The organism is Comamonas sp. HJ-2 (genome assembly GCF_053615495.1).
The window spans coordinates 57,875-83,303 of sequence record NZ_JBSIFD010000011.1 but is presented as its reverse complement, the minus strand read 5'-3'; the positions used below and the strand labels follow the sequence as shown (position 1 = coordinate 83,303).

Here is a 25,429-nt window from a genome sequence, read left to right as displayed (position 1 = left end):
GGTGCAAGATGGCGGCAGAACCTGATCTGCCTAGCCCCCATGTTTCTTGAAGCCGCCATTGCCCTGCTGGCACTGTTGCTGGCCCTGCTCTGTCGCCCCTGGCGCATGCTGGGCAGCCGGGCCGGCCCCGGCGGCATGCATGACCCGATACTGTCGCCTCTGATCACGCCGCTGCTGGCCGTTCTGGTGCTGCTGCCCTGGGTCTGGGCGCTGCCTGCGCTGCACCAGATGCCGCTGCAGCTGCGCTGGTCTGGTGCACCGCTGGTCGTTCTTTTGATAGGCTGGCCGCTTGCAGTACCCGTGCTGCTCTCGGTGAGCGCCATAGCTTTTGCACTGGCTCCTGGCTTGGGACTGGAGGAAGCCCTTGGCATGGTGGTCTGGCAAGGTCTGGTGCCGGCCACGCTGGCCATGCTCTGGGGTGTGGCAGTGCGCCGCTGGTGCTGGCACAACATTTTTGTATTCATTCTTTTGCGCGGCTTTTTGGGCACAGTTCTGTGTCTGTTTGTCGCATCTCTGGTCGGCCAATGGGCAGGCCATGTGCTGCCCAATGTCAACGAAGACCTCTCGCGCATGGCCCGCTGGCTTATGGCCTGGGCCGATGGCGTGACCACCGGCATGCTGACGGCGGTGTTCGTAGTCTTTCGCCCGCACTGGGTGGCCACCTGGTCGGATGCCATATATCTGCAGCCGCCTGGCAATTCTGAAAGCTGAAGCCGTCGAGGCGCATCAGCTCTGCCACTTCAGCTCTGCCACTTTCCCGGCAACTGCGCAAACCGCATCTTTCCCATCCGGCAAAACGCCAAGGCAACTGGCACAGGGCTTGCTCATCATCGGGCTATCGCACTGCAGCCATCACCAAGCTGGTGCATATCTTGAGAAAGAGAGGGATCGCATGCTGCTCCAACCCGTCCGCAATATCGCTAACCGCAAAATTCGCCATGCCGCTCATGCCATGGCCCGCCCCGCACTGGCCTGCGCACTGGCGGCAGGCTTTGCCGCCACAGCGCAGGCACAGGACGCCTATCCCGAGCGCGCGGTCAAGGTCATAGTTGCCCTGCCCGCCGGAGGCAGCGCCGACATGATTGCCCGAGTCGTGAGTCAAAAGCTGGCCAGCGAACTCAAGCAGCCTTTTGTGGTGGACAACCGCGCCGGTGCCTCGGGCCAGATCGGCACACCGGCCGTGGCACGTTCCGCCCCGGACGGCTATACGCTGATGGTCTCGCCGGCCTCATTCCTGACCACCAACAAGAGCATCTTCAAATCCCTGCCCTATGACCCCGAGGCCGACTTCGCGCCCATCAGCAAGCTGGTGAATCAGCCCATGGTGCTGGTGGTCAAGGACAGGCAGAAATTCCCCAGCGTGGCTGCCGTGGTGGCGACCGCCAAGGCCGCTCCAGGCAAGCTGACCTTTGCCTCATCCGGCGACGGCAGCCCACAGCATCTGGCCGCGCTGATGTTCGAGACGCGCACCCAGGCCAAGATGCTCCACGTTCCCTACAAAGGCGGTGCGCCGGCCGTCAACGACACACTGGCCGGCAATGTGGACATGCTATTTGCCGTGCTGCCCGAAGCCCTGCCCCATATCCAGGCCGGCAAGCTGCATGCCCTGGCGCTGATGGCACCCAGGCGCGCGGCCATGCTGCCCAACACCCCGACCATGGCCGAAGGCGGTTTTGCCGATCTCAACCTCTCGGCCTGGGTCGGCCTGTTCGCACCGGCCAAGACGCCGCAGCCCGTGATCGACAAGCTCAACCGCGCCGTGCGCGTTGCACTGGACAGCGAGATCAAGACCAAGCTGGGTGAAAACGGCATGGAAGTCGCGCCATCGACGCCCGAGCAGCTCAGGCAGACCGTGGCCCAGGACATCAGACTGCATGCAGAACTGGTCAAGGCCGCCGGCATTCAGCCGCAGTAGGCGCCGCCCCAAGCAGCACCAGGGGGGCAGACTCCTGGGTGAATGGCCAGCCGAAGCCCGCCACAACAGCGGATAATGGCGGCCATCTTGAGGAATGGCGCAGACCCGATTTCCGCCATTCCCCTTTCTGCTACCCCCCTCATTCGCACGACTCGCAATGACCGACGCCACCGAATTCGCTCCCGGCCTGATGATCCGCGGCTTTACCGCCCCCCAGAAGCTGGCGGACTACAAGCTCATCGCCTTTGATATGGACTCGACGCTGATCACCATCGAGTGCATCGACGAGATCGCCGACGCCACGGGCAAGAAGGCCGAAGTGGCAGCCATCACAGAAGCCACCATGCGCGGCGAAATCACCGACTTCAAGGACAGCCTGCGCCAGCGCGTGGGCAAGCTGGTCGGAGTGACCGAGGCCGACATGGCCCGCGTTCTGGCCGAACGCCTGAAACTCTCGCCGGGTGCCGAGACACTGGTCAAGGCCGCCAAGGCCGCCGGCCTGAAGGTACTGCTGGTCTCCGGCGGCTTTACCTACTTTGCCGAGCATGTGCGCGGCCTGCTGGATATCGACTTTGTGCGCGCCAATGTGCTGGAGATCAAGGACGGTGCACTGACCGGTGGTCTGGTCGAGCAGGCCTGGGGCGATATCTGCGACGGCGCGGAAAAGCGCCGTACCCTGCTGGAAGTGGCCTCGCTGATCGGCATCGATGCCAGCCAATGCATTGCCGTGGGCGATGGCAGCAACGACATTCCCATGATGCAGGCGGCCGGCCTGTCCGTGGCCTTCCACGCCAAGCCACGCGTGCGCAACGAGGCCAAGGTCGCCATCAACGAAGGCGGTCTGGATCGCCTGCTGGAAGTGCTCCGATAGGCTGAAACAGACCAGCCCAGCACCAAGCCGTGGTCCCTGCTCCCGGGAACCGCGGCTTTTTTGCGCCCGCTGCGGCGCGGCAATCCCCGGCAGCTTTGCTACAGTGCCATGCATCTCCCCCAACCCGGTCGAAAGGTCAGAGCATGAGCCAACTCAGAATCGCCGTCATCGTGGGCAGCCTCAGCAAGCAGTCCATCAACCGCCAGCTCGGCCAGGGCCTGGCCGCACTCATGCAGGACAAGGCCGATTTCGAATTCATCGATATCAGCCGCCTGCCGCTCTACAACCGCGACTTCGACAACACCCCCGATTTCAAGCCCTTCGACGACCTCAAACCCCTGATTCGCGGCTGCAACGGCGTTCTGTTCGTGACGCCCGAATACAACCGCTCCATCCCCGCATCACTCAAGAACGTGCTCGACGGCCTGAGCCGTCCCTATGGCCAGTCCGTCTGGGCAGGACTGCCGGCCGCCGTGATAGGCAGTTCGCCCGGCGCGGCCGCCACGGCCATGGCCCAGCAGCACCTGCGCAATGTGCTGGCGTCGCTGGACATGCCCACCCTGCCCCAGCCCGAGGGCTTTGTGCGCTGGTCCGACACGCTGCTCGACGCCGACGGCAAGATCGGCCAGGGCAGCCATGACTTCCTCGTCAAGTACATGACACGCTTTCTCGACTGGGTGCAGTTGCACCAGAAGCGCTAAACCAATCTTCCTCCGGCTCGATAGCTCGCCCCGCTCACGTTTCAGGCGCTGCGGGGCACTTCATGACTATTTCCCTGCATTGAAGACTGCTGGAACTTTTGCGCATGCAGAGTGTTCCTACAATAGCGTGCGGCCTCATACATCACACAACATCCGGCCGTCAGGGTCTGAGCCCTGTCCTTTTACGGACAGTTTCAGTTCAGCACCTTGAAAATCCAACCATTGACTTTAAATACCATAGCAAGCAAACCTGATGCGACAAGCGTCGCCAGGCATGCTGGTTGTCTTCGCTCGTCAGAGTGCAGGCGGCCATCTATGACAACCATGACTGGAAACCATTTCGTGAAGACTTCGTACCGTGCTGCTGCCTCCGTGATTGCCATCGCCATCGCATCGCTGACCGTGCCTTCCCTGGCTCAGGCCAAGCGCATGGGCAGCAGCAAGTCCGTTCGCCCTGCCAGCATCGGCAGCAAGGCGCCCGCTCAGCCCGCACCCGTGGCTCCTGCCGCCGCCGCACCCAAGGCTGCTGCACCTGCCACACCCGCAGCCCCCGCCGCTGCGGCAGCTCCTGCGGCTGCTCCCGCAGCAGCAGCGGCTCCTGCCGCTCGTGGCTCCGGCATGATGGGCACCATGGCAGGTGCTGCCGTTGGCGCCGTGGCCGGCACCATGGCTGGCAATGCCATTGCCGGCGCCATGGGTGGCGGCGACAAGGAAGCCGAAGCCAAGAAGGCCAAGGAAGAAGAGGCCAAGAAGGCTGAAGCGGAAGCCGCCGCTCTGCAAAAGAAGCTGGACGAGGCCAAGGCCAAGGCGGAAGCCGCACGCGCGGCCGCCAAGTAATCATCAGCCCGCAACCGGGCTTCAATACAGGCCGGCCAGGAATTCAGACCTACCGGCCTCATTCGAAAAGGGATGCGCTCTGCATCCCTTTTTCCCTTCCTTTTTGCGTGCCTCCGGGTGTTTCCAGCCACCGCAAGCTGCCAGCTACGGTGCATTCCTGGCAACAGACAAGGTCTGCAACGCAGACCATACACGGCAGCAGGGCATGCCCAGGCCTGTGGACCCATGAGGCTGGCACACGGCCCCTGCCGATTACGCGAAGCTCGGCAAGACACCGAAGGACATGCACGCATCAAGCGTCATCCGCTCGGCACCTGGCGATGATGAGCCGCCAGATCCTTGTCACACGCGCCAGACCCAAGCCAGAGCCGCCGCAGCAAGAATGCAGCCAGCAGCAGCGGCCCAGCGGGCGGCGGCGCTGATCAGGGCGACGGCGAGCAGCGCTCCTATCGACAGCCAGCCCAGCCAGACCACGACTCCCACGGAAAAGCCCCAGGCGCGCAGACAGGGCATGACGGCCACCGCCAGCAGCAATGCTCCCGCGCAGCGCAGCAGCCGCGATCGAGCCCGAGAAATCTCCATGGCTCCCGTGAGCTGTTCATGATGACGCTCCATGGCAAAAGCCAGTGCCACCATGCCGGCAAAGGCCAGCGCCAAAGCCAGCACCGAAGCTTGCAAGGCATTCATGCTCCCACCTCCATCTTGACTGCAGGAACACGCCGTGTTGCATCGGCGCCGCAGCGCCTCAGATAAGCCCAGGCCCAGGCGGCAAGCAATCCCAGCGCCACGGCACACAACTCCACACCCGCACTCTCCCAGTCGCCGCGAGCAATCTGGGCCGGCAGGCTGTCCCCTACCGTGATCCAGTTCAGCAGCGGCAGCAGCAGACACAACAGGGCCAGCAGGCCTAGTTGCTCCTGCCATGCCACGGCGGGTGCGCGCACCAGGGCATGCAGCAGCGCCAGACTCCAAAGCCCGAAAAACACCGCCAGCTCCCAATCCGCTCTATGGGACAGCCCGACGGGAACCAGGCGGTTGGCCCACAGATAGCCTATGCAGCCCAGACTCAGACCTGCGATGGCCGCAACATTGAGTCCTTCGACGAGCCGGTACACGCGCGCCGTGGCGCTGCCGAACTCGCCAGCCTGTCGACCCAGATGCTTGCTGCGACGCTTGACCATGAACAGGATGGCCCCGGTTGCCATCATGGCGCTACCGGCCAGCCCGCATAGGAAATACAGCCATTTGAGCGGCTGCCCGCCGAACTCCACCTGGTGCAAACTGCCCATCACCGACTTGGCCATGGAGGCGCCACCACCGTCCACATCACCTGGCTGGCGCAGCTTCAGCACGTCTGCGCTCGCCGCCGAGAACATCACCATGCCTGTCGTGGGGCTCAGGCGCTGCTGCATTTCCTCGTCGCTGTTCCAGCCGTAGACACCGATGCGCGCCGCCGCGTCGCCCGGGTTGTCCACGACCACGGCCCGCACAGGCTGGCCCATCAGCGCCTGACCGCGCAGAGCAAACGGCTCCAGGTCCGGAACAGCCATCGCCCGGCCCGAACGCTCAGGCCTGTCCGACTCGTTGAGCGCCACCACATAGGAGTGCAGCCCCTGGCTGCCCGTACCGAAATAGGCCGCAATGCCGGCCGGCATGAATGTTGACGCGGAGATGGCAATGCCCGTGTAGGCAATCATGATCTGGAACGGCAGCGTCAGCACCGCCACCGCATTGTGGGCATCCAGCCAGCTGCGCTGACCTTTGTGGGCACGAAAGGTGAAGAAATCCTTGAAGATGCGCCTGTGCGTGATGACGCCGCTAACCAGCGCCACCAGCATGGCCATGCCGGCAATGCCGACCACCCAAAGTCCCGCCTGCCCCGCATGCAGCCGATAGTGGAAATCCACAAAATGGTGGCCGCCCTGGGTGGCGCGCACGAAGCCATGAGCTGGCAGCGGCTGTCCGGTGGCGGAATCCAGCTGTGCCGAGGCGTACTGGCGCTTTTCATCGAACCAGTACACACGCAGGTCGCCGGCTCCCTTGGCATCCGAGGGCCATAGTTCCCACATTTCTGCGCCCGGATGGTGTTTCTCCATGTAGGCCACGCCCCATGCCAGCCGCTGCGCGAGGTCGCCCCCCTGCTGGCCGGCGGCTGCCGCCTGCTCGGCCTCCTCTGCATGGTGCTCGGGCGTCATCCAGTGCGAAATGGGCTCCGCAAAGACCGCCAGCGTACCCGTCAGGAACACCGCGAACAGCAGCCATGAGAACCACAGTCCGCACCAGGTGTGCAGCCAGGCCTGGGCCTGGCGAAAGCCGCCCTGCCCGGCACCTGAGGCTTTTTTCTGATCGACCATGCTCAGCCTCCCCCTGACAGCCACACCGATGCCGCTGCCATGACGCAAGCCGGCAGCATCAGGCCCAGCCACACCCGGCCATGCGACACCGGCGAAAACGCCCAGATCACGGCCAGCACATGCAGCGCAAAACTCCACTGCATGCCGGCCAGTACCGCCTCGGCACGCGATGCAGGCAAGACTGTGGCAAGAAATACGGCCAGGGCGCTGGCCAGCAGATAGCCGCCGACAACGGCCGCCAGCAGCCGGGAAAGAAGATGAGCGCCCACAGGGGCGGCGTTGGATGGAGTCATGGGAGGAGGATCGGGATGGTGACCTGGGTAGTTATCGGTTTTTCCTGGGACGGAGCGGGCGCGTGCGCCCTCTCTTCCTGTATGACAAACGAAAACCCCAAAAGGGTCACCCCGCGATGCAGCAGGCGCCCGGCTCCGTGCGCCGGGGCGGCCAGTCCCAAGGCTCAGAACTTGTAGGTCACGCTCAGGCTCACGCTGCGCGGAGCCCCCCATGTGTAGGTGTTGTACCAGTTGAAGATGGTGTAGTAGCGCTTGTCCAGCAGGTTCTTGACGGACAGCGACGCCGACAGCTGCTTGCTGAACTCGTAGCGCGCCATGGCATCCACGATCCAGTAGCCCTTGACGGTATGTGTGACGGTGCCACCGGCGGGCGTGGAGATGTCGCCCCAGGTCTTGTCCTGCCAGCGCGCGCCGCCGCCCAGGGTCAGGCCGCTGAGGCTGCCGCCCAGCCGGTAGCTGCTGTAGAAGCTGAACTGGTTGATTGGCGTGAGCGTGGACACGCGTTCGCTCTGCTGTCGCGCCACGCCATGCGAAAAGCCCGCCTGCAGCTGCCAGGCCGGGGTGAGCTGGCCCGAGACCTCGAACTCGTAGCCGTGCGTCTCCACGCCCTGAACCGCGCGGTAGGCCGTGGCGCCCGTGGGGGTCACGCCGCCGGTTTCCAGGGCGTAGTTGTCCTGCTCCAGCTGGAACACTGCGGCCGAGGCATTGAGCTTGCCGTCCAGGAAGGCGGCCTTGACGCCCAGCTCGTAGTTCTTGCCCTGCAGCGGTGCCAGGGTGCGCCCCTGTTCGTCCTGGGCGGACTGAGGCTTGAAGATGCCCGAATAGCTGGCATAGGCCGAATAGGTGTCGTCGATGTCGTACACGGCCCCCACATAGGGAACGAACACGCCCGACTCCCGCATCTGCTCGGCGCGGTTGGTGTAATTGGACCAGCGCCCGCCGGTGATCAGCTTCAGGTCGTCGCGCAGATTCCAGCGTGCGGTCGCATACAGGCCGCGCTCGCGCGTGGTTTCCTCGTTGGTGAAATCCGGCATTGCTCCCCAGGCCGGAGCGGCCACATCACCTCTCCAGAGGTAGTAGTTGTCCACCGTCGTGTCATAGCTGCCGGTATCCCACCAGCCGCGGTTCTTCCAGTGCCGGTTGGTCAGGCTGCCGCCCAGCACCAGTTCATGCTCGCGCCCGCCCAGCCGGAACGGGCCGCTGGCATAGAAGTCGGCCGCATTGCTGGTGGTGCGGCCTATGTACTGCCCCGCCCACATACTGACGCCCGAGCCGTCGGCGGGATTGGGAAAGCCCGCAGCCGCCGAGCCCAGGTTGGCGTCATAGCCGTTGATCTGCCGGTTCAGCTGCAGCTTGGCCACCCAGCCGCTGTCGAAACTGTGCTCCAGCGTGGCGAAGGCGGTGCGGGTGTACTGCTCCCAGCGGCTCCAGCGCGCACCGTTGTTGAACGAGCGCGGCATGTCGTTGAAGTCCCCGTTGGCATTGAGCAGCGGTATGCCGCCCCAGGTCGAGCCCCTGGGCTTGTTGTCCTGGAAGTCCGCGCCCAGGGTCAGCCGCGTGCGCGGCCCCAGGTCGGCTTCGAGGATGCCGTAGAACACCGAGGCATCGCGGCTGTAATGGTCCAGCTGCGTGTGCCGGTCCTGGCGCGCCGCCATGACCCGGCCGCGCACGCTGCCCGCCTCGTTGAGCGCGCCGCTCAGGTCCAGCTCGCCTCGGTAGCTGCCCCAGCTTCCCGCGCCCAGCGTCGCATGACCCTGGAACTCGCGCGTGGGCTTCTTGCGCACCAGATTGATGGTGGCGCCCGGGTCGCCACTGCCCGTGAGCAGGCCGGTGGCGCCCTTGAGCACCTCGACGCGGTCGTAGATGGAGGTGTCGCTGAGCGTGTTGCCCGCCGAATAACCCGAGTCGCGCAGCATGGGAATGCCGTCGTACTGGAAATTGTTGATGGCAAAACCGCGCGCGTAATAGACCGTGCGCTCGCTGTCGTAGGTGACCACGCTCACCCCGGGCGTGTGCTCCATCACCTCGTCAATGGAGTTGAGCTGGAAGTCGTCCATCTTCTGGCGCGTGACCACGCTCACCGACTGCGGCGTCTCCCGCGGCGTCAGCACCAGCCGCGTGGCAGTGGCAATGGCCCCCGGCGTGTACAGGCCCGAGCCTTCTGTGATCTCGCCAAGCTGGTTGGCCACAACCTTCACCTCGGCCAGCGTGGACGGCTCCGTGCCCGTGGCCTCTGGCACGAGCTGTACGGTGAGCATGCCCTGCTTCACATGCGCTTGCAGTCCGCTGCCGCGCAGCAGCGACTCCAGTGCCGCGCCCACATCGCGGTGGCCTTGTACCGCGGGCGCCTGTCGGCCCTGCACCAGCGCCAGATCGAGAGCCAGTTGCAGGCCGGCCTGGCGCGCCAGCTCGTGCAGCGCACCGCCCAGCGGCTGGGCCGCGATGTCAAAGGGCACGGCCTGCGCTGGCGCATGGGCCCAGGCGGCCTGCAGCGGCATGGCCAGACCCAGGCAGATGGCGGCGTGGGCCAATGGATGGAGACGGAAATGGGGGAGAAGCGGATGCATGCAAGTCGTCCTTGAGTCAGTGATGAGGTCAATACCCGGAGATCACTGTCTTGACGTATGGCACGGCAAACACCCTGAAAAAAACCTGGCCCGCTCACCGCACCAGTTGCGGAGCCGCTCACGGAGCCAGTGCCAGCAGCAGGCCGCCGCCGGGCTGCTGGCGCACCTGTACCGGCAAGGCCCGCGGCAAGGCCCTGACCCATGCATGGGCCTGGGCGATGCGCACGCGCCCGCTCAAAGGAAGGCGCGCGGCCTCGGGGGTAGCCTGCAGCTCAAAAGGCGCATAGCGCCCCAGCCGCTGCAGCGCCTCGCCCAACGTGGTGTCGGCAAACACCAGCTCGCCATGGCGCCAGGCCGCCGCATCCCCGGATGCAGCCTGCGTGCGCACCGCTGCGCCTCTCTCCAGGCGCAGCCCCTGGCCCGCGCCCAGCTCATGCGTCTGCCAGGACAGGGCATCCGCGCCAAGTGTCTGCACCTGCACCCGGCCGGAAGCCACCTGCACGGAAACCCGCTGTCCGCTCTGGCCGCCCTCCTCGATGTCCACGCCAAAGCGCGTGCCCAGCACGGTCACCCGCACGCCGGCGGCCTCGACCATGAAAGGCCTCTGCTCGTCGCGGGCCACCTCGAAGAAGGCCGCTCCCTGGACGAGCGTGACCACGCGCCGCGCCGAGAAATACTGCACCCGGGCACTGCTGGCCGCATCCAGCAGCAGGCTCGAGCCGTCGGGCAGGCCGTGGCGCACCTGCTGGCCGCGTGCGCTGCTCCAGCTGGCCTGCCACTGCACATGGGTCTGGCGGTACAGCAGCCACTGCTGCCAGGCGGCAGCGCCGCCCAGCCCCACACCCGCCAGTCCCAGCAAGGCGCCCAGGCTGCGGCGCCGCCCCCCATGGCCCGCACGCTGCGCGTCGGCCGGGCTGCTGCCGCGCCAGCGGTGCAGCGCATCCTCGATGCAGGCATTCGCCTGGATCAGGTCACGCTCCACCGTGTTCAGCGACACGCCCAGGCGCGCCGCGATCTCTGCCTGGCGCACGCCATGCACGCGGTGAGCCACAAAGGCCTTGCGGCTGCGCTGGGGCAGTGCGGCCAGTGCGGCTTCCAGCGCCGACAGCGCCTGCCGGTACATGACGGACTCGGCCACGTCGGGCGCATGGCTGGGAGCCATTTGCTCGCGCACGGCCTCGGCGTCCAGGTAGCGCCCATGGCGCTGGCGGCGGCGGTGCGCATCCAGGGCCATGTTCTGCGCCATGACGGCCAGATAGGCGGTCGCATCGCGCGGCCCCGGGGCAGCGCCGCTGCTGTCGGCAGGCCCGACCTGTTCAGCCTGAGCAGCCTGCGCATGCTCGGCCAGCCTCAGCCAGGCGTCGTGCACGACATCGCCGGCCTCCTCGCGGCAGCCCGTGCTTCGCGTGGCGGCGCGCAACAGGTCCGCATAGGCCCGCTCGAAGCCCGAGAGCAGCGCGCGGGTGAAGGAGGCTGTCATATCCATAGAACTGGATCATAATTCCACAAATAGGAATCATTCTCAACAACCTCATTTCACCCAGGCTTTTGCGCTCAGAATGTGCCGCGCATATGGAACGCAGGAGATTTCAGACCCTAGCACTGGAGCAATAAAACAATAGCTATCCGCACTATCAAATATTTGATTTCAGATATAAAAATATCTGAAATGCAATTGCATCAAGCGATGATAGCTATGGTTATTGATAGCCCCTTCCCACCTCTCAGAAGTCGTAGCGCATGCCCACGTTCACACTGCGCGGCGCGCCCCAGGTGTAATAAAGGCCGCCCAGACTGCTGACGCCCGCGAAGTATTTTTTGTCCAGCACATTGTTCAGGTTCAGGCTCAGCGACAGATGCTTGTCGACCTGGTAGCGGGCCATCAGATCCAGCACGGCATAGGACTGCTGCGCCAGTGTGTTGCGGCTGTCGCTGGTTGAGGTCTTGCTTTGCCAGCGAGTGGCCGCGCCCAGTGTCAGGCCACGCAGCGAGCCGCCGTCGAAGCGGTAGGTGCTGCCGAGCTTGAGCTGGTATTTGGGATACTGGCTGGAGCTGGTCAGCGAGCTGTTTTGCTGCACCAGGCTGCCCTGCACCTGCCAGCCGCGCGCCAGTTCACCCGACAGTTCCAGCTCCCAGCCGCGCCGCGTGGCACCGCTGACAGCTCGGTAGGCCATGTCGCCGCCAGGGGTGAAGCCGCCCGACGCCTCGGCCGAGTTGTCGGTCTTCATCCAGAAGTGAGCGATGCTGGCGTTGAGCCGCTTGTCGAAGAACTCGGCCTTGGCCCCGACCTCATAGGTCTTGCCTTGCTCTGGATCAAGGGTGCGCCCCTGTTCATCCTGCGCGCTTTGCGGCTTGAAGATGGTGGCGTAGCTGCCGTACAGCGAAACCTGGGGATGCACTTCGTAGACCAGGCCGGCATAGGGCGTGGTGACGGTTTCGCGCATATCGTAGTTCCACCAGGTGGGCGTCACATCATGCTGGCGGTACTGCGTCACGCGCATGCCCGCAATCAGCTGCAGCGGATCTGCGAGACGGAAGCGCCCTGCCGCATAGGCATAGCGCTGGCGCTGGTTGAAGACATGGCGGTCATAGTTCCAGTTGCCGAAGTCGGGCTGGGCCAGCGCGCCGCCGCCCTGGGCGTAACTCAGGCCCAGATTGGCCAGCGAAACGTTCTTCGAGCTGCCGTAGAGCAGGCCGCTGTGGTAGCGCGACATGCCCACGCCGGCCAGCAGCTCGTGCGTGCGGCCCAGCAGGGTGAAAGGACCTTTGACGTCGAGATTGACCGACCAGTTGCGGTTTTCCACGTCCTGCCATGGCAGATAGGCAGCGGTGGTGCTGTTCCAGAGATAGCCCAGCTTCATGTCGTCCATCTTCACGCTCTGATGGAAGAACTTCAGGCTTGCCGTCCAGTCATGGGCCAGACGTTGCTCCACGCTGCCGAACAGCTCGGTGCTTTCCTGTTCATAGCCCGACCAGGGTGCACCGTTGTTGAACGAGCGCGGCATCAGCCCCACTTCGGCACCCGCTGCGGTGTAGCGCTGTATGGGTCGGGTCGTGCCGAAGCCGCGTGCCTCGCGCTGGCGCAGCGTGATGCCCAGGTTCAGCAAGGTATCGGGGGTAAGATCCGCCTCCAGCGTGCCGAACAACATCTTGCTGTTGCTCTTTTCGTTGTCGCGAAAGCTGCCCGCATCCGTCATGGACGCAACCACGCGGCCGCGCAGCGTCCCCGCCTCGTTGAGCGAGCCGCCTATATCGGCCTGAGCTCGATAGGTATCCCAGCTGCCGGCATTGGCGCGCACGCTGGCCTGGAACTCGCGCGTGGGACGCTTGCGGATCAGATTGACGGTGGCGCCATAGCCGCCCTTGCCGACAACCAGTCCCGACGAGCCTTTGAGCACCTCGACGCGGTCCATCTCCGCCATATCGTCCAGTGCATACATGGTGCTGGTGACAAAGTACCAGCCATTGCTGAGCTGGGACATGCCGTCGACCTGCAGATTCACCTCCGAGCCGCGGGCCTGAAAGTCCGTCGCGTTGTTCTGTCGATAGACACCTATGCCCGGCGTCTGCTCAAGCACATCGGCCAACGTCTCCAGCTTGAAGTCATCCATGCGCTGGCGTGTCATCACGCTTACCGACTGCGGCGTCTCGCGCAATGTCAGGCCCAGACCCGTTGCCGTGCGGCTGGGACCGGTCTGGGTGTAGCTGCCAGTGCCTTCCGTGGTGCCGCTGCGTTCGGCCTGAGCCGTGACACGCACCTCGGACAGCGTGCTGCCCTCCTCACTCGAGACGGGCGCCACGGTCTGCCTTTGCAGGGTGTAACTGCCGCCGTGACGCGGCACCAGCTCCAGCCCGCTGCCAGCCAGCAGGCGCTGCAGTGCCTCGCGCGGCGTATAGCTGCCGGAAAGCACCGGGCTTTGCCGCCCTTGTGTGAGCGCAGGATCGAACGACAGTGCCATGCCGGCCGTGGCCGCCACCTCGGACAACACCCGGCCCAGCGGGCCTGCTTCTATCCGGTAGGCCTGAGCCTGCCCGGCTGCGGGCGGCTCGGCAGCCTGCAGGGTGGTCGCCGCCAGTGCCCAGCCCAGCAAGGCAAGCTGCGCGGCGCGCGCAACCGGGCTGATTACAGGATTCGATAGGGAACGGGAGGCCATGGAAGCAGGCATGAAAGACAGTCCTTTGGAAGCAAAAATGAGTGGTTCACCTTGCTTGCCAAACAACTTCCCGGAAAGTCTCACCTTCGTGCATTTTTTTAGAAGCTGCCTTGCTTGTGAACTCAGCGGGCCGCCACCGTGACCCAGTAACCCTGCCAGCGCCGGTGCACCGTCACGGCGTAGGTTTCGGCCAGCATGGCCAAGGCCCGGTCGGTATCGGCCAAAGGGTACGCGCCCGACACTTTGATGGACACCACCTCCGGGGCACAGTGCAGCAGGCCGGGCCGGTAACGCGACAGCTGGGCGCAGACTTCTGCCATGGGCATGGCGTCCGCCACCAGCATGCCGTGCACCCAGGCCAGTTGCTGCGGTCGTACCGTCTGCAGCTCATCTGCTCCCAGCGCAGTCAACCTCGCCCAGTTGCCCGCGGGCACCACCAGCGCTGGCCCGGAGGCTCCGAGTAATGTGACTTCGACCGCACCCTGGGTTACGGCCAGATCCACGAATTTGCCCTCGCTGTTCTGCTGCACCGAAAAGCGTGTGCCCAGCGCCCTCAGGCGCCCCACGGCCGTCGCCACCAGCAACGGCCGGTCCACGCCACTGGGATCGGCAGCAGTTTCCAGCAAGATCGAGCCCCGGTGCAGATGTATCAGGCGCTGATGAGCATCAAACCGGACATCGATGGCCGTTCCTGTATCCAGCAGCAAACGGCTGCCATCGGCCAATGTCACGAGGCGCTGCTCGCCCGCGACAGTACGCAGGTCGGCTGCCCACCCCTGCTGCTGTGCCAAACGCCAGCTCATCCAGCCACCAGGCACGGCGGCCAGCAAAACAGCCAGCCTGGCCACAGCGGCCCGTCGGCTGCGACGCTGTGATCGGCCCAGCGCCGACATGGCCAGCGCCGGCGGCAACCCGCCCAGCTTGTCCATCAGCCGCTCGGCCCGCATCCAGGCACCTTCATGGGCCGGACTGGCCCGGCGCCAGCGCTCGAAGGCAACGCGTTCGGCAGCCGTCAGGCCTTCATCGTTCAGACGGACCAGCCAATCCGCAGCCTCGTCCAGCAAACGTGCATCCATTGCAGTCATTCCATCAACGCCAGACACTGCCTGAAAGCCTGGGCCATGTAGCGCTTGACGCTGGTCAGCGATACGCCCAGCTGCGAGGCGATATCGTCGTACTTCATGTCCTCGAGCTGCGAAAGCAGAAAAGTGCGCCGTACCAGCGGCGGCAAGGCATCAAGCATGGCATCTATCTCATGCAGGGCCTCCAGCACCAGGGCCCGGTGCTCCGGCGACGGTGCTTCAGGTTCCGGCAACAGGGCCAGAGCCTCCAGATAGGCACGCTCCAGCGCCTGCCGCCGGCACCAGTTGACAAGCACCCCTTTGGCCACGGTGGTCAGATAAGCACGCGGCGACTCTAGACGCGGCGGCTCACGCACGCCCAGGATACGGACAAAAGTGTCTTGCGTCAGATCTGCTGCGTCAAAGGCATTGCCGACCTTTCGGCGCAACCAGCCCTGCAACCAACCGTGATGATCTGTGTAAAGCGCTGCGACTTCACGATGGGAGGCGGTTTCGACAACGGGCATGGTGCAATGGGAATAGATCTCAAAAAGACATCAAATGATATCAATTCTCATTTCAGATTTTCTCAAGGCCTTCACTATTTCCGCATATGCTTCAGAGCCATCTTCTGCCGGAACGCATCGCCTTGTGCCCGCGACAAGCATGGAGAAAGGGGTCGGCCCTGCACAATCACGCACCAGGAACACATCGGAGTCTGGAACCCCACTTCTGGCCATTCGCGCAGGCGGCGCCCCTCTCGGGAGCATGCTCGCAGCAAGCTCCCGACACCTGCTGGATGATTGCAAGACTATTGCGCTGTTGAGCTCTGCGATGCTTTACTCGGCAGGTGGTTGATGCAAGTGTCCGGAACCGAGCCGTTTCCGACCCAGGTTGGTATTCAAGGACCTCAAGAATCAAGATGACAAGCTTTCGCTCTCACAAGCTTTTGCATCGCATCGTGCTCGGCAACCTGCTGGTAGCGGCCTTGCTGTGCTTTGCCACCTGGCTTGGCGTGCATGCCAATTACCGCGCGGACATGGACCTGGGAGTAGCCGTCACCAGGCACCAAGCGCGCAGCCTGAGCTTGGAGCTGGCTGCAGAGGTGCGACTGGTGGACAACGCTCTGTCATCGATTGCCAGTCGTTACCGCGCGCGCAGCCTTGACGGACTTTCCGCGGCCAACTTTGCCTTGTACGAAATGCTTCAGGAACAGCGTGCCCTGATTCCTTTTGTCACCGCCCTGCGCATCACAGACAGTGCTGGCGAGGTACTCATCACTCCCAGCGAAATTGATGTGCCGTTTTCAGTGGCGGAACGCGCCTATTTCGCTCAAGCCCGCGAAACGGACCGAATGGTGGTGTCCGAGCCTCTGATCAGCCACTCCTTCGGAAAATGGTCTATCGTGCTGGCAAGGCGCCTTCAGGCCGAGGGCGGCCAGTTCCAGGGCATCGTCTATGCCATAGTCGCGGCCGAACATTTTCACCAGCTATTCCAGCGCCAGTCGTTCGGCACCAGCAGCGCCATGGCATTGCGCACCGATCAAGCACTGCTGGTCGCGCGCTATCCGGCTGCAAGCCAGGATGCCGACGCAGGTATCGGCAAGGCCGCTGTCTCGTCCGAATATCACCAGGCCATCAGCCGCAACAGCGAGGAAGGCTGGTACATCACACCGACCCTGATCGATGGCGTGGAGCGCATCACGGCCTACCATCGGCTGCCCGGATATCCTCTGACGGTGTTTACCGGGCTGGGTACGGAAGCCTATATGGCCATGTGGCGCGCCTCCGCCTGGCGTGCATGGGGTCTCGCCGGCTTGTGCATTGCCCTGATTGCTTTGGGTTCGGTAGCCCTGTACCGGCTGCAGCAGCGTGAACGCCGCATCCGCAAAGAGCAGGAACTGGTCATCAACAATGACCTGATCGGCATGGCTCGCCTGCGCGAGCGCAAGATCGTCTGGACCAACCCCGCCATGCGCCGTCTGCTCAAGCAGCCAGCAGCTGCACTGCAGGGCGCATCCACGCGCATGCTTTACCCGGACGAAGCCTCCTACAGGCGTATCGGCGAAAAAGCCTATGGCTCTTTGCTGGCTCGGGGCAAATTTCACGCGCAGTTCCAGGTGCAGAATGCCGAGGGCAAGCTTTTGTGGGTGGATGCATCCGGCACACTGCTGAATGCCGAAGAGTCGCTGTGGATTCTGGTGGACATCGACGCCCTCAAGCGAGGCGAACAAGCCGCCAATCACCTTGCCAACCACGACGCTCTGACGGGTCTGGCGAACCGCCGAGCACTTGAGGAAACGCTGAACCAGGAGCTGGCTGACGGCCAGATGCTTGCCGTGTGCTTCATGGATCTGGATGGTTTCAAACAGGTCAACGACACCCAGGGTCACGACGCAGGCGACGAGGTTTTACGTGTGGTAGCTGCCCGACTGACGGCCCAGGCCCGTGCCGGCGACTGCGTTGCCCGCCTGGGCGGCGATGAGTTCGTGGTGCTGCTATCGGGCTTGCACACTCCCGGTGAGGCCATGTCTGTCATGAAGCGCTGCATGGAAGCCGTGCGCCAGCCCATTGCACTGAATGGTGGAGTGATGGTGCAAGTCGGCAGCAGCATCGGTATCTCTATCAGCACCGCAGATAGTTCCTCGGCCAACCTGATGCAGAGTGCGGACGAGGCCATGTACTCGGCCAAACATGCAGGCAAGGGACGCATTGTTCAGCATTCGGACCTCTCGCAAGACTCCGAGGCTTGAGGCCGCCCCCTGCGACCAGCTTCATCTGTATATGTCCAGAGCCTAGGATTGACAACGCCTTCAGGACCAAAGCAGGTCATTTTGGAGACTCGCGGCCTGGCCGCGGCCGCAGTCGGCCAAGCCCAAGGGCCAGTCACCTGCTTCCGGCCAAAGGCAAACTGCCAGGGCTTTTGCAGGCCCGCCTGCCGCATATTCATCTGGCCGACCGCAGCCAGCCCTCTCTTGCCTATTCCTGTGCTCTTGGCGGCAGCCCTGCAGCCTTGCGAATGGGCTCCAGCAAACCGCTGAGTCCGTTGTGGTCAAGCTCCTGCATCAAGGCCAGCAACTGACCGATCTCGCCCTTGGGAAAGCCCTCGCGGGCAAACCAGTTGAGGTAGTTGCCGGGCAGATCGGCAATCAAACGGCCCTTGTACTTGCCATAAGGCATAGGCACGCGCACCAGGCGCTCCAGCATTTCGGGATTCATGGCTGCAATCGAAATCAGATTTTGTATAAAAAACGACGCTCTTATAACCAAATAAGAAAAATGTCCTGCAGACGTCGGTACACGGCACTAGACTATGCACCTTAGTTCGCTGCGGTCCAGATGAGGCCCGGAATTTATTGCAACTTGCTGAAGAAGGTCAGAACCAATGTTGAAGAAAGCTCTCTCTGCTATCGCTATTGCCACTCTGGCGCTGTCGGCCCAGGCTGCTGACGTGCTCAAGGTGGGCGCCACGGCCGTTCCTCACGCCGAAATCCTCAATCACATCAAGCCCGCACTGAAGGCTCAGGGCATCGATCTGGAAATCAAGGAGTTCAGCGACTACGTGCAGCCCAATGCTGCCGTGGAAGACAAGCAGCTGGATGCCAACTTCTTCCAGCACCAGCCCTATCTGGACAGCTACAACAAGGACCGCAAGACCTCGCTGGTGGCCGTACCCAACGGCAAGGTGCATGTGGAGCCCTTCGGTGCCTACTCCAGCAAGATCAAGAACATCAAGGATCTGAAGAATGGCGCTACCGTGGCCATTCCCAACGACCCCTCCAACGGCGGCCGTGCACTGATTCTGCTGGCCAAGCATGGTCTGATCGAGCTCAAGGATCCCAAGAGCCTGACCCCCACTGCTCTGGACGTCGTCAAGAACCCCAAGAAGCTGAAGTTCAAGGAACTGGAAGCGCCTTTGCTGCCCCGCGCACTGGCTGATGTCGACCTGGCCCTGATCAACACCAACTACGCAATCGAAGCCAAGCTCAACCCCACCAAGGATGCCCTGTTCATCGAAGGTGCCGATTCGCCCTACACCAATATCGTGGTGGCCCGCAAGGATCGCGCCAACGGCGCCGACATTGCCAAGCTGATGAGCGCTCTGCACTCTGCAGACACCAAGAAGTTTATTCAGGAAAAGTACAAGGGCGCCGTGGTTCCCGCGTTCTGATTCGCAAAGGCCTTAGAGACGTTGGCGCTCCCATCCTCTACAGGGAATGACGGCCGCGCTGCGAAGAGCACGGTGGGCACAGGCACCTGCTGTGGCCCCGGGGCCGGACAGAACCGGCCGCCGGCCACACTTGACGACCTGACTCAGAAAAAAGCGCTGCTTCCGCAGCGCTTTTTCTTTTGATTTGATCGCTTATAGCGCTTTACAGGCAAGGGCTTCAGGCAACTTCCACTTGAGATTTCTCAATGCGAGGGTGCAGGCACCGAGTGCAGCAATACCGGTGTCTCGCCATCGCCGTTGACGCTTTCCAGATGCACGCCAAATCCCCAAAGGCGAGCCACATGCTTGAGCACCTCCTGTGCATCTTCTGCCAGCGGCCTGCCCTGGTACTGGGTATGCCGCAGAGTAAGACTGCGGTCGCCGCGCAGATTCACGCTCCAGGCCTGAATATTGGGTTCGCGCGTCCCCAGGTCGTATTGCTGAGACAGCAACTGGCGCAGTGTGCGGTAGCCATCTTCATCGTGAATGGCACTGACCAGAACATCACGTTCCTCAGGATCATCGTGCAGAGAGAACAAACGCATGTCGCGTATCAGGTGCGGGCTCAGAAACTGGCCGACAAAGCTCTCGTCCTTGTAATTGCGCATGGCGTGGTGCAGCGCTGGCAACCATGGTGTGCCGGCCATGTCGGGAAACCAGCGGCGGTCCTCTTCGGTCGGCTTTTCGCAGATCCGCCGAATATCACGGTACATGGCAAAGCCCAGCGCATAAGGATTGATGCCGCTGAAGGCCCGGTGGCCAGCGGGCGGCTGGTAGATCACATTGGTATGCGATGACAGCCACTCCAGCATCACGCCATCGGTCAGCCAGCCCTCGTCATACAGAGTGTTGAGCAAGGTGTAATGCCAGAAGGTGGCCCAGCCCTCGTTCATCACCTGAGTCTGGCGCTGCGGATAGAAATACTGGGCGATCTTGCGCACGATGCGCACGATCTCTCGTTGCCAGGGTTCGAGCAAGGGAGCGTTCTTCTCGATGAAATAGAGGATGTTCTCTTCGGGCTCTCTGGGAAAGCGCTCGCTGCCTTGCGTCGTGCTGTCCTTGTCCTTGTCCCTTCGGGCTGGAAGCGTGCGCCACAGCACATTGACCTGTTGCTGCACATAGGCTTCACGTGCCTCTCTCTCGGCGCGCTCGCGCGACAGGCTTTTATGCGAGGGACGGCAATAGCGGTCCACACCAAAGTTCGACAACGCATGGCAGGAATCCAGCAATTGCTCCACGGTGTCGAAACCATAGCGTTCCTCGCATTGCGCCACATAGTCGCGCGCATAGACGAGATAGTCGATGATGCTCCCCGCGTCGGACCACATGCGAAACAGATAATTGTTCTTGAAAAAGCTGTTGTGCCCATAGGCCGCGTGCGCAATCACCAGGGCCTGCATGGCCGTGCTGTTCTCCTCCATCAGATAGCTGATGCAGGGGTTGGCATTGATGACGATCTCATAGGCCAGTCCCATATGGCCTCGTCGGTAGCGGCGCTCCGTGGCCAGAAACTCCTTGCCATAGCTCCAGTGCCGGTAATTGACCGGCATGCCCACGCTGGAATAGGCATCCATCATCTGCTCGGCCGTGATGATCTCCAGTTGATTCGGATAGGTATCCAGACCGTAGCGCTCAGCCGTGGCCGCAATCGCCGCGTGATACTGTTCGATCAGCTCGAAAGTCCAGTCGCTGGGGTCGGGCAAGGGAGACGCCGGTCGCTGGGACGCCATCAAAGGTGCCTGCGGCACATCGCGAAAGCGCGGCTCCCCCTGCGCATGCGAATTTCCGGCCTTTCTGCTGGCGCTGAGGTCCAGCACGGGATAGAGATTGAGGTTCATATCGATACCCCATCCTTCTTGAAGAGATCGCGGAACACCGGGTAGATCTCGTTGGCTGCCGATACCTTGCGCATGGCGAAATGGGGAAACAGCGGCAGCAGGCGGCTGTACTCTTCCCAGAGACTCTGCTCCTCGAGCACCACTTGCAGGTAAGCGTAGTAGCGCACCAGCGGCAATATTCTTTCGGCCAGAAGGCTGTGGCATTTGCCGCCGTCGTCGCTGAAGTTGTCGCCATCGCTGGCCTGGGCCACATAGATATTCCAGTCGTTGACCGGGTAGCGGGCCCTGATGATCTGTTCGAGCAGGACCAGCGCGCTGCTGACTACCGTACCGCCGCTTTCCGTGGAGTGAAAGAACTCGTCTTCGCTGACTTCTGCGGCCTGGGTGTGGTGGCGGATGAAAACAATCTCGATCTTGTCGTAATGCCTTGTGAGAAACAGATACAGCAGGATGAAAAAGCGCTTGGCCAGCTCCTTGCGCTCCTGATCCATGGAGCCGGACACGTCCATCACGCAGAACATCACGGCCTGGCTGCTGGGCACGGGCACCTTGCTGCGATTGCGAAAGCGCAGATCCAGTTGCTCCAGGAAAGGCACTGCGCCGATGCGCTCACGCAAGGTATCGATACGGCGTTGCAACTCGGCTACTGACTCACTGGTGCCGTCGTCCTGCGCCAGCAGAGCTTCAAGCTGTTCTTCCAGTACCTTGAGCTCACGGTGCGGAGCTTTGGTCAGCGCAATGCGCCGCCCCAGGGCGCCGCGCATCGTGCGCACCAGCGCCAGATTGCTGGGCGTGCCGTCATGGCTGTAGCCGGCGCGCCTTGTCTTGTATTGCAAGGTATTGCCGATGTGGTTGCGCAGCAGGCGCGGCAGCGCCAGATCTTCAAAGAAAAGCTCCATGAACTCTTCCTTGGTCAAGGTGAAAGTGAAGTCATCCTGCCCCTCACCGCTATCGCTGGCCTGCGATCCCGAACCGCCGCCCCCACCAGGCGGCCGGGCAATGCGATCACCGCGCACATGCTCGCGATTGCCGGGCAGCACCATATCGCGGATACCACCCTGACCATGCCTGAAGACCGGCTCCTGAATGTCTTTTTTCGGAATGGTGATGCTTTCCGCCTGATCGATATGGCGGATGTCGCGCGCAGACACGGCTTTGCGCACCGCCTCCGCGATCTGCTCTTTGAAACGCCGCACAAACCGCTCGCGGTTGCCCACCGATTTATTCTTGCCTGCGAGCCTGCGGTCGATGATATGCAGTGCCATCTGTGCTCCCATCTCCAGGGGCTGTTCTCAACTCAACCGTCCTGTCGGTGGCCGTGCCGGGCCACCGACACCGCTGTCAGCTGCTCTTGCGCACGCGCAGATACCACTCGCAAAGCAGACGCACCTGTTTGGGCGTATAGCCCTTGGCTTCCATGCGAGTGACGAAGTCCTCATGCTTGCGCGCATCTTCGGCACTGGCCTTGGCGTTGAAGCTGATGACCGGCAGCAACTCCTCGGTGTTGGAGAACATCTTCTTCTCGATCACCACGCGCAGCTTCTCGTAACTGGTCCAGCTGGGGTTCTTGCCCTGGTTGTTGGCCCTGGCCCGCAGCACGAAGTTGACGATCTCGTTGCGGAAGTCCTTGGGGTTCGCAATGCCGGCCGGCTTTTCCACCTTCTCCAGCTCGGCATTGAGCGCATTGCGATCGAACACCTCGCCGGTATCGGTATCTCGGTATTCGCTGTCCTGAATCCAGTAATCGGCGTAGGTGACGTAGCGGTCAAAGATATTCTGACCGTACTCGCTATAGCTCTCCAGATAGGCAGTCTGGATTTCCTTGCCGATGAACTCGGCATAGCGCTGGGACAGATATTCCTTGATGAAACCTATGTACTTGGTCTCCAGCTCGGCCGGAAATTGCTCGCGCTCGATCTGCCGCTCCAGCACATACATCAGGTGCACGGGATTGGCCGCCACTTCGGTGCTGTCGTAATTGAAGACCTTGGCCAGTATCTTGAAGGCAAAGCGGGTGGAGATGCCCTCCATGCCCTCGTCCACGCCCGCGTAGTCACGGTATTCCTGATAGCTCTTGGCGCGCGGATCAGTGTCCTTGAGACTTTCGCCGTCATAGACCTGCATCTTGCTGAAGATGCTGGAGTTCTCTGGCTCCTTGAGGCGCGTGAGCACGGAGAACTGCGCCATCATCTTGAGCGTGCCAGGCGCGCAGATGGCGTTGGCCAGCGAAGACTCCCGGATCAGCTTCTCGTAGATGCGGACTTCCTCGCTCACGCGCAGGCAGTAAGGCACCTTGACAATGTAGATACGATCGAGAAACGCCTCGTTGTTGCGGTTGTTGCGGAAGGCCTTCCATTCGCTTTCATTGCTGTGCGCCAGCACCACGCCGTCAAACGGAATCGCGCCAAAGCCTTCCGTGCCCTTGTAATTGCCTTCCTGCGTGGCCGTCAGCAAGGGGTGCAGCACCTTGATCGGAGCCTTGAACATTTCCACGAACTCCAGCAGGCCTTGATTGGCCAGACACAGGCCACCGGAGTAGCTGTAGGCGTCGGTGTCGTCCTGCGAAAAGTTCTCCAGCTTGCGGATGTCCACCTTGCCCACCAGGCTGGAAATATCCTGGTTGTTCTCATCGCCGGGCTCGGTCTTGGCAATGCCTATCTGCTTGAGAATGCTGGGGTAGCGTTTGACCACTCGGAACTGGCGAATGTCTCCGCCGAATTCCTCCAGCCGCTTCACGGCCCAGGGCGAGAGTACATGCTGCAGACTGCGGCGCGGAATGCCGAACTCGTCTTCCAGCACCGGGCCGTCTTCCACGGGGTCGAACAAACCCAGTGGCGACTCGTTCACAGGCGATCCCTTGAGCGCGTAGAACGGTGCCTTTTGCATCAGGTATTTGAGACGCTCTGCAATCGAGCTTTTACCGCCGCCCACAGGTCCCAGCAGATAGAGAATCTGTTTGCGTTCCTCCAGGCCCTGGGCCGCATGGCGAAAGAAGCTCACCACCTGCTCGATGGCATCTTCCATGCCGTAGAACTCAGAGAATGCGGGATAGCGACGGATGACCTTGTTGGCAAACAGACGCGACAGCACGGGATCGTTGCGGGTATCCACCATTTCGGGTTCACCGATGACGGACAGCATGCGCTGTGAGGCTCCGGCGTAGGCCATGGGATCACGCTGGCAAAGGCTAAGGTACTCGTCCAGCGACATTTCTTCTTCACGCAGGCGAACGTAGCGTGCTGCGGAATTGCTGATGACATCCATATGACCTCCCGTGGCGGCACCAGGGCTCGAATCAGTGCCGCAAAGTTGCAAGGCATTCGTTACCGTGTGCGTCCGTTGTAGCACCTCGCTCCTAATTTGAATAGACCGAGATTCCTACAAATACGCAGTAGCCACGACAGCCAAAACCGCAAACCGGATAGCGCAAAAATCGGTCAAAAAATATGACTCGAAATGAGCATAGAAGCCTGTCCTCATGGAAGCAATAAAGCCCCCTATCTATCTGCCATCATTCAAGATTTCGACGACTCGCAAAACTGATCGGAACATTGCTTTACAGGCAATCTGGGGGGCAACAAAAAACGCTGCACAAGCAGCGTTTCGAACCAATGCAGCTACAGAAAGCAGAGCTTGCCGCTTAAATTCCAAGGGTTATTCACTAGAAATATTTCGGCAAAGCATTGATGAGCAAGCGCTAGCAGCATCTCTTTTCATAGCATGGGTATTCATCCGGAAGTGGCTGCCGAAGCATCCACCACGGGCGATTTGGTACCTGCGCGCGTCACGGCGCTGCCCATGGCCGCAGCCATGATGCAGGCAATGGCGGTCCACTGCGTGGCCGTCAGGTTCTCGCTGAGCAGCAGCATGCCCATCAGTGCTGCAATGGCAGGCTCGGTCGCCAGCGCGATGCCGAAGGTGGCAGGCGGCAGACGGCGCAGAGCCAGCATTTCCAGTGAGTAAGGCAAGGCACTGGAGATGGCAGCCACCATCAGCCCGAACAGCAGAATCGACGGCGTCAGCAATTTGACTCCTGCCTCTGCCACACCAAACGGCACCACCACCAACGCCGCGCACAGCAAGCCCAGGGAGACGGCCTGGCCGCTGGGGATATGGCCCAGCCTGCGCCCCAGAACGATGTAGGAGGCCCAGCAGATGGCGGCTCCGAGTGCGCAGGCAATACCCGCCGGGGACAGGTGGAGGCCCGAAGCACTGCCACCCAGAGGAAGAATCAAGGCCAGGCCGACAACCGCCAGCGCCAGCCAGATGAAGTCCAGCGCGCGGCGTGAGTAGTAGATGGCCACGGCCAGCGGTCCTGAAAACTCGATGGCCACGGCCAGGCCAAACGGAATATCGCGCAGCGCCATGTAGAACATCAGATTCATGCCGCCCAGTGCCATGCCGAAAACCAGCAGAGCCAGTGCCTGCTGACGGTTGAGCGACCAACGCCAGGGCCGCCAGACGCACACCAGAATCAACGCGGCAAAACCCACTCGCAGTGCCGATGTACCCTGGGCACCAATCAAGGGAAACAGCTGCTTGGCCAGCGAAGTCCCCAACCCGAGTGCAGTGACCGAGCCCAATACGGCCAACACGGGCCACCAATGATTCCAGCTGTTTTTTGACATA

The 25,429-nt window shown here is 62.3% G+C and carries 20 protein-coding genes; 7 read left to right on the top strand and 13 right to left on the bottom strand.

Features of this window, described 5'->3' with window-relative positions; translation table 11 throughout:
• Positions 1–39 precede the first annotated feature (39 nt).
• The 5 genes from ACWGXF_RS10515 to ACWGXF_RS10495 all read left to right on the top strand — a co-directional run bounded on the left by ACWGXF_RS10515 (position 40) and on the right by ACWGXF_RS10495 (position 4,324).
• Positions 40–711 (top strand): hypothetical protein, encoded by a 672-nt coding sequence (locus ACWGXF_RS10515; RefSeq protein WP_256630294.1) that lies wholly within the window; start codon positions 40–42, stop codon positions 709–711.
• A gap of 181 nt (positions 712–892) precedes the next feature.
• Positions 893–1,915, top strand: coding sequence for a Bug family tripartite tricarboxylate transporter substrate binding protein (locus tag ACWGXF_RS10510; protein ID WP_256630293.1), 1,023 nt, complete (start codon positions 893–895; stop codon positions 1,913–1,915).
• Between the two features lie 157 nt (positions 1,916–2,072).
• Complete coding sequence (serB, locus tag ACWGXF_RS10505; protein WP_256630292.1) at positions 2,073–2,786, top strand: phosphoserine phosphatase SerB; 714 nt, start codon at positions 2,073–2,075, stop codon at positions 2,784–2,786.
• A gap of 143 nt (positions 2,787–2,929) precedes the next feature.
• A complete protein-coding gene (locus ACWGXF_RS10500; protein ID WP_256630291.1) occupies positions 2,930–3,487 on the top strand; it encodes an NADPH-dependent FMN reductase in 558 nt (185 codons plus the stop codon).
• 315 nt (positions 3,488–3,802) lie between these two features.
• Positions 3,803–4,324: a hypothetical protein gene (locus ACWGXF_RS10495; RefSeq protein WP_054074056.1), complete on the top strand. Its 522-nt coding sequence runs from the start codon at positions 3,803–3,805 to the stop codon at positions 4,322–4,324.
• A gap of 342 nt (positions 4,325–4,666) precedes the next feature.
• Here the strand turns inward: ACWGXF_RS10495 and ACWGXF_RS10490 are convergent, their stop codons facing one another.
• From ACWGXF_RS10490 to ACWGXF_RS10455, 8 genes are all read right to left on the bottom strand, one after another.
• Complete coding sequence (locus ACWGXF_RS10490) at positions 4,667–5,011, bottom strand: DUF3325 domain-containing protein (RefSeq protein WP_039048567.1); 345 nt, start codon at positions 5,009–5,011, stop codon at positions 4,667–4,669.
• Positions 5,008–6,678 (bottom strand): PepSY-associated TM helix domain-containing protein, encoded by a 1,671-nt coding sequence (locus tag ACWGXF_RS10485; RefSeq protein WP_256630290.1) that lies wholly within the window; start codon positions 6,676–6,678, stop codon positions 5,008–5,010. Before ACWGXF_RS10485 ends, ACWGXF_RS10490 begins: the two co-directional genes overlap by 4 nt.
• Before the next feature lie 2 nt (positions 6,679–6,680).
• Complete coding sequence (locus ACWGXF_RS10480; RefSeq protein ID WP_041744052.1) at positions 6,681–6,971, bottom strand: DUF3649 domain-containing protein; 291 nt, start codon at positions 6,969–6,971, stop codon at positions 6,681–6,683.
• Positions 6,972–7,135: 164 nt separating this feature from the next.
• A complete protein-coding gene (locus tag ACWGXF_RS10475) occupies positions 7,136–9,538 on the bottom strand; it encodes a TonB-dependent siderophore receptor (protein ID WP_452101887.1) in 2,403 nt (800 codons plus the stop codon).
• Between the two features lie 118 nt (positions 9,539–9,656).
• The gene (locus ACWGXF_RS10470) at positions 9,657–11,024 is read right to left on the bottom strand and encodes a sigma-70 family RNA polymerase sigma factor (RefSeq protein ID WP_452101886.1); all 1,368 of its coding nucleotides are present in this window, start codon (positions 11,022–11,024) and stop codon (positions 9,657–9,659) included.
• Positions 11,025–11,262: 238 nt separating this feature from the next.
• Positions 11,263–13,704 (bottom strand): TonB-dependent siderophore receptor, encoded by a 2,442-nt coding sequence (locus ACWGXF_RS10465; protein WP_256630287.1) that lies wholly within the window; start codon positions 13,702–13,704, stop codon positions 11,263–11,265.
• A 110-nt stretch (positions 13,705–13,814) separates the two neighbouring features.
• Complete coding sequence (locus ACWGXF_RS10460; RefSeq protein ID WP_452101885.1) at positions 13,815–14,768, bottom strand: FecR domain-containing protein; 954 nt, start codon at positions 14,766–14,768, stop codon at positions 13,815–13,817.
• Positions 14,769–14,773: 5 nt separating this feature from the next.
• The gene (locus tag ACWGXF_RS10455) at positions 14,774–15,280 is read right to left on the bottom strand and encodes a sigma-70 family RNA polymerase sigma factor (protein WP_034361556.1); all 507 of its coding nucleotides are present in this window, start codon (positions 15,278–15,280) and stop codon (positions 14,774–14,776) included.
• A 395-nt stretch (positions 15,281–15,675) separates the two neighbouring features.
• Between ACWGXF_RS10455 and ACWGXF_RS10450 the strand changes: the two genes are divergently transcribed.
• Complete coding sequence (locus ACWGXF_RS10450) at positions 15,676–17,505, top strand: sensor domain-containing diguanylate cyclase (protein ID WP_039048561.1); 1,830 nt, start codon at positions 15,676–15,678, stop codon at positions 17,503–17,505.
• 226 nt (positions 17,506–17,731) lie between these two features.
• Here ACWGXF_RS10450 and ACWGXF_RS10445 read toward each other — a convergent pair whose 3' ends face one another.
• On the bottom strand, positions 17,732–17,971 hold the full coding sequence (locus tag ACWGXF_RS10445; RefSeq protein ID WP_012838051.1) for a DUF3820 family protein: 240 nt from the start codon (positions 17,969–17,971) through the stop codon (positions 17,732–17,734).
• 166 nt (positions 17,972–18,137) lie between these two features.
• On the opposite strand from ACWGXF_RS10445, the gene ACWGXF_RS10440 reads away from it, so the two are divergent.
• Complete coding sequence (locus tag ACWGXF_RS10440; RefSeq protein WP_003055852.1) at positions 18,138–18,923, top strand: MetQ/NlpA family ABC transporter substrate-binding protein; 786 nt, start codon at positions 18,138–18,140, stop codon at positions 18,921–18,923.
• Between the two features lie 242 nt (positions 18,924–19,165).
• Here the strand turns inward: ACWGXF_RS10440 and ACWGXF_RS10435 are convergent, their stop codons facing one another.
• From ACWGXF_RS10435 to ACWGXF_RS10420, 4 genes are all read right to left on the bottom strand, one after another.
• Positions 19,166–20,800 carry a SpoVR family protein gene (locus tag ACWGXF_RS10435; RefSeq protein ID WP_003062951.1) on the bottom strand — a complete coding sequence of 545 codons (1,635 nt, stop codon included), beginning with the start codon at positions 20,798–20,800 and terminating at the stop codon, positions 19,166–19,168.
• Positions 20,797–22,065, bottom strand: coding sequence for a YeaH/YhbH family protein (locus ACWGXF_RS10430; RefSeq protein ID WP_054074087.1), 1,269 nt, complete (start codon positions 22,063–22,065; stop codon positions 20,797–20,799). The genes ACWGXF_RS10435 and ACWGXF_RS10430 overlap by 4 nt, the downstream gene beginning before the upstream one ends.
• 76 nt (positions 22,066–22,141) lie before the next feature.
• Positions 22,142–24,064, bottom strand: a complete 1,923-nt coding sequence (locus ACWGXF_RS10425) for a PrkA family serine protein kinase (protein WP_003062956.1) — start codon at positions 24,062–24,064, stop codon at positions 22,142–22,144.
• 464 nt (positions 24,065–24,528) lie between these two features.
• A complete protein-coding gene (locus ACWGXF_RS10420) occupies positions 24,529–25,428 on the bottom strand; it encodes an EamA family transporter (RefSeq protein WP_256630285.1) in 900 nt (299 codons plus the stop codon).
• Position 25,429 lies beyond the last annotated feature (1 nt).